This window comes from Nostoc cf. edaphicum LEGE 07299 (assembly GCF_015207245.1).
In the GTDB taxonomy this organism is placed as follows: Bacteria; Cyanobacteriota; Cyanobacteriia; order Cyanobacteriales; family Nostocaceae; genus Nostoc; species Nostoc edaphicum_B.
The window spans coordinates 1-4,412 of record NZ_JADEXF010000463.1 but is presented as its reverse complement, the minus strand read 5'-3'; the positions used below and the strand labels follow the sequence as shown (position 1 = coordinate 4,412).

The window sequence follows — 4,412 nt, the reverse complement described above, 5'->3', positions numbered from 1 at the left end:
CCTTACAAGTTGCCCGTCGTCGCCTAGTTTTTGATGAATTTTTCTACCTACAACTTGGGTTACTGCAACGTCAACAGCAAGCAAGAGCGATTCAAACCAGCGCCATCCTTGTCCCACGCGGTCAACTTGTAGAGAAATTTCACGAAATACTACCTTTTCAACTCACTGGCGCACAGCAACGAGTTCTCAACGACATTCTCAACGACTTACAAAAACCTGTGCCTATGAATCGTTTGGTGCAAGGTGATGTTGGTTCTGGTAAAACAGTCGTCGCCGTGCTGGCTATCCTTGCAGCAATTCAATCTGGCTACCAAGCGGCGCTGATGGCTCCCACAGAAGTTTTGGCAGAACAACATTATCGCAAGTTGGTTAGTTGGTTTAACCTCTTGCATTTACCAGTGGAATTACTTACAGGTTCGACTAAAGCTGCGAAACGAAGACAAATACATTCTCAGTTAGGAACTGGTGAATTACCTCTGTTAGTAGGAACCCATGCCTTAATTCAAGACCCTGTAAATTTTCAGCAATTAGGGTTGGTGGTGATAGATGAACAGCATCGCTTTGGGGTAGAACAACGGGCACGTTTGCAGCAAAAAGGCAATCAACCTCATGTGTTAACTATGACAGCTACCCCGATTCCCCGAACCTTAGCACTGACAATACATGGGGATTTGGATGTGAGTCAAATTGATGAGTTACCACCGGGACGACAAAAGATTCAGACAACAGTATTGTCAGGTCAGCAACGCAACCATGCTTACGACCTGATCCGCCGAGAAATTGTCCAAGGTAGACAAGTGTATGTAGTTTTGCCATTAGTGGAAGAATCAGAAAAATTAGATTTGCGATCGGCTGTTGACGAGCATCAAAAGTTACAGGAAAGCGTTTTTCCTGATTTTCAAGTTGGGCTGCTACATGGTCGTATGAGTTCAGCCGAGAAGGATGAATCTATTACCAAATTCCGTGATAACCAAACGCAGGTTTTGGTTTCTACTACCGTTGTTGAGGTTGGTGTAGACGTACCTAATGCTACAGTAATGCTCATTGAAAATGCAGAGCGATTTGGTTTATCGCAACTCCACCAACTACGGGGGCGTGTTGGTCGTGGCGCGGCTCAGTCTTACTGTCTGTTGATGAGCAGTTCCAGAAGTCCTGATGCTCAACAACGATTGAAGGTGTTGGAGCAATCTCAGGATGGTTTTTTCATCTCTGAGATGGATATGCGTTTTCGTGGGCCAGGACAAGTGCTAGGAACTCGTCAATCTGGAGTGCCAGATTTTACCTTAGCGAGTTTGGTTGACGATGAGGAAGTTTTACTTTTAGCGCGGCAAGCAGCGGAAAAAATAATAGAAATGGATGCAACTTTAGAGCGCTGGTATTTAATGAAAGAAGAGTTGAAATATCGATATGAACGGTTGATGGGTGGGGCGATTTTGACATAATATTATATATATCTTGTATTGATGAGGAACAGCTACAGTTTCTGATAGCTGAGACGATCGCAGAAGTGAAGCAGTAATTCGCAAGTTGGAGCAAGAATACAATTTGCAATTGGTGCAACCAAGTTGGGAAAAAGATAAGCACAATCCAACTACTGGCAAATGTAGGCACATTACTAGAAGTGGAGAGGAAAGCATTAGGGTCAAACTTCAGCGATCGCTCCAAATTCACAGACAGTATCGTGTGAATAATTCCTTCAACTCTGTCTTACCGTCTTGCGTAAAGGGATTATAAAACACCTCATCGCTATTACCCTGACTCCAAAAACGCAAAATTCTAGGGTAGTCGGCGTAACGAACGTAAATTAGAGGGGTTTTTGTAGAGTCAATAATATCAAATTTAGTGCGATCGCGCCGTTGAGTATCTTCCAGGTCATGCCAGGGAGACTGACATTCCAACATTAGACAAGCTTTACGGCAGTGATCACCCAAATTAGGGTTCATGAGAATAATGTCTACCCTAGAGTTAACCCAGAATTGCCACAAGGTTTTGTCCTCTAAGTAAACCCCTTCCCGTTTAGGGCAAGCTATTTGCAAAGGAAATTCAGCGAAGTACCAGTAGTTTTCGCCCAAAATACCACGCACCAATTCCATGATAGATAGGGCGTAACCACTTATCAGTTCTCCTCGCTCAAAGTCGGCAGTGAAGAAATGCTTATCTCCACCAAAGAATTCAGATTGGTGAAAATCAGCCTGGTTGGATTTTGCATAGCTAGTGTAGATTGCGTTGTAATGATCTGTCATTTAACTTTCTCCAGATTCGTTTATCTATATGTTTACAACCTATCTGGAAAACCCCAACTAAGTCTCCACACAAGCGTGGGCAATTTTGTGGGTAATTTTGTGGGTAGTCTATCACCCCAAGAAATTGATAACCTTGAGCGAGTCAATAAAAACAATGCTAAACTTTGCAACTAACTTAAACGAGGAGTTCTCAGAGGTTTCCCAGTGGTACGATTGGCAACAATTTCGATTAGACCTACTGGCAGGCAATAGTGGCGATGGATTAAGCCCTCAAGAAGAACGATGTTTACGAGCTATTGCTCTCGATTTAGATCGGAGGCAAATAGCTAAAAAGTTGACTATTCAGCCCCGCACTGTGAGTGACTATTTAAGGAAGCCATACGAGCTGATTAAAATCCTCTTTGCCATAGAAGGCAAGATGACGGAGAGAAAAGCTCGTCGTCTAATCTTGAGCAAGTACAAGAAATCAACACTAAGCAGTTCTACTTCTGTACAGAAATTTAAAGCTGATTATGAAATTGATAAATATGAAAGTTTAGAAGATATAAGCCCAACCAACGAGTATGCTTGGCAGACACTTGATGAAGTTCAACCCTATATTGATAATTTTCACAAGCTCTGTGAAGCAAAAGATTATACGGAAGCTTTTTACACAATTTTTGACACTGATGATTACGAAAATTGTGTTTATAAATTTTTGAGTTCGCATGGCTGCCTAAACATTGTAATTTATATTTATGAGCGATTGATAGAATATTGGGTTCCACGAAAAGGCGAAAAATGGGAATTTATAACTACACTTGCTTGTTTAGGCGATGCTCATGATCGGATGGGAAATCACGAAATAGCCATTGGACATTATGAAAATTGCTTGAAAATTGCCAAGGAAATTGATGATATAGATAACATTGCTGGTTCTCTTGTAAATTTGGGTCTAGCCTACTTTTCTTTAGAAAACTATGAAAAAGCACTTAGCTATAGCCGACTTGGTTTAGAAATCGCTAGAGAAATAGGGAACAAAGAGTTTGAGGCTCACGCATTAAATAACTTAGGCCTGATTTACAGTGATCTTGAAGAGTACCAATTAGCTATTGATTATTATCATTTTTCGTTAGAAGTTAAATCAAAACTTAATGATCCTCAAGGAGCAGCAGGGTCATTAATTAATATAGGCAACACATACCGCCAGCTAGAAAAGTATGAACAAGCTATTTCTTATCTTCAACGCGGAATAGAAGCTGCTCACCATAGTCATCATAATCAATTTGAAGCTAATGGCTGGTTTAATTTAGCATTGGCTCTAGAGTCTCTACACCATTATTCAGACGCTATTTCTGCTTATGAAGAAGCTTTTAATCTGTATCAGCAAATGGAGATGATTGAAAATGCAAAAGACTGTAGAAAAGCGATTACCCAGATGAGCAAAGTCATTAAAAACGATATTGGTGATTTCATGGAGAATAGCTGCAATACAGATAATTTTGATAACGTTGATTTAAAAAACGATTTCGATGCAGAAACCAGCGATAAATTGGACAATGAGGTATATGATGACTTTGATCACAAGGAGTGAAGACATAGCTTATAAAGAAATAGCTCCCAATTCCGTTTTTATATTGGATAAAGTCTTGCTGTGAGCATCACCCAAGGAGCGTTGACAAAGCACTCGTGCATGGTTTGCTCATCTTTTGCTTTAGTTAATATCTTTGTACTTGAATTGTTGATATCATAGGCTTTGCTTTCCCATTTTTGGTAAATAAGACTGACGATAATTATTCTTAGTGCGACTTAAACAAAAATTATGCTCAAGTTAAGCCCAAACTCATGATACTTGCTGCATTTGAGCATACGCTTCATAGACACCCTTCACGTTGTACCAGTTGAGAAAAATTCGGGCAATTTCTAAAGCTAATTGCGGCTTACCTAAGTTAATTAGCCATTGCAACAACGGAGCCATTGTTTGTTCATTTAATGCACCATTGAGTGACAAAATCCCCCAAAGTAAGCGATGCAGCCAAGTCATTTGAATCATCATTCGCACTTCCCATGTGGGATGCTTTTGATAAAATAAAACTCCCATGCGTCCGCGTTGGATTTCTTGGTCAATCAATCGGGGAATTTGCTCTAAATTAAATGCTGGATGCCAGTGATATCCTACTGCTTCTGGAC

At 40.5% G+C, this 4,412-nt stretch carries 3 protein-coding genes and 1 pseudogene; 2 read left to right on the top strand and 2 right to left on the bottom strand.

All coding sequences use genetic code 11. From position 1 onward, the window contains the following. Window positions 1-1,442: ATP-dependent DNA helicase RecG (gene recG, locus IQ229_RS14860; RefSeq protein WP_194044896.1), on the top strand; the 1,442-nt coding region annotated here is incomplete at its 5' end. 225 nt (window positions 1,443-1,667) lie between these two features. Here the strand turns inward: recG and IQ229_RS14855 are convergent. Continuing rightward, window positions 1,668-2,243, bottom strand: a complete 576-nt coding sequence (locus IQ229_RS14855) for a hypothetical protein (RefSeq protein ID WP_194044894.1) — start codon at window positions 2,241-2,243, stop codon at window positions 1,668-1,670. A 133-nt stretch (window positions 2,244-2,376) separates the two neighbouring features. Between IQ229_RS14855 and IQ229_RS14850 the strand changes: the two genes are divergently transcribed. After that, a complete protein-coding gene (locus tag IQ229_RS14850) occupies window positions 2,377-3,816 on the top strand; it encodes a tetratricopeptide repeat protein (protein WP_194044892.1) in 1,440 nt (479 codons plus the stop codon). A 249-nt stretch (window positions 3,817-4,065) separates the two neighbouring features. Here the strand turns inward: IQ229_RS14850 and IQ229_RS14845 are convergent. After that, window positions 4,066-4,412, bottom strand: a pseudogene (locus tag IQ229_RS14845) (glycosyltransferase family 2 protein); the annotation flags it as partial.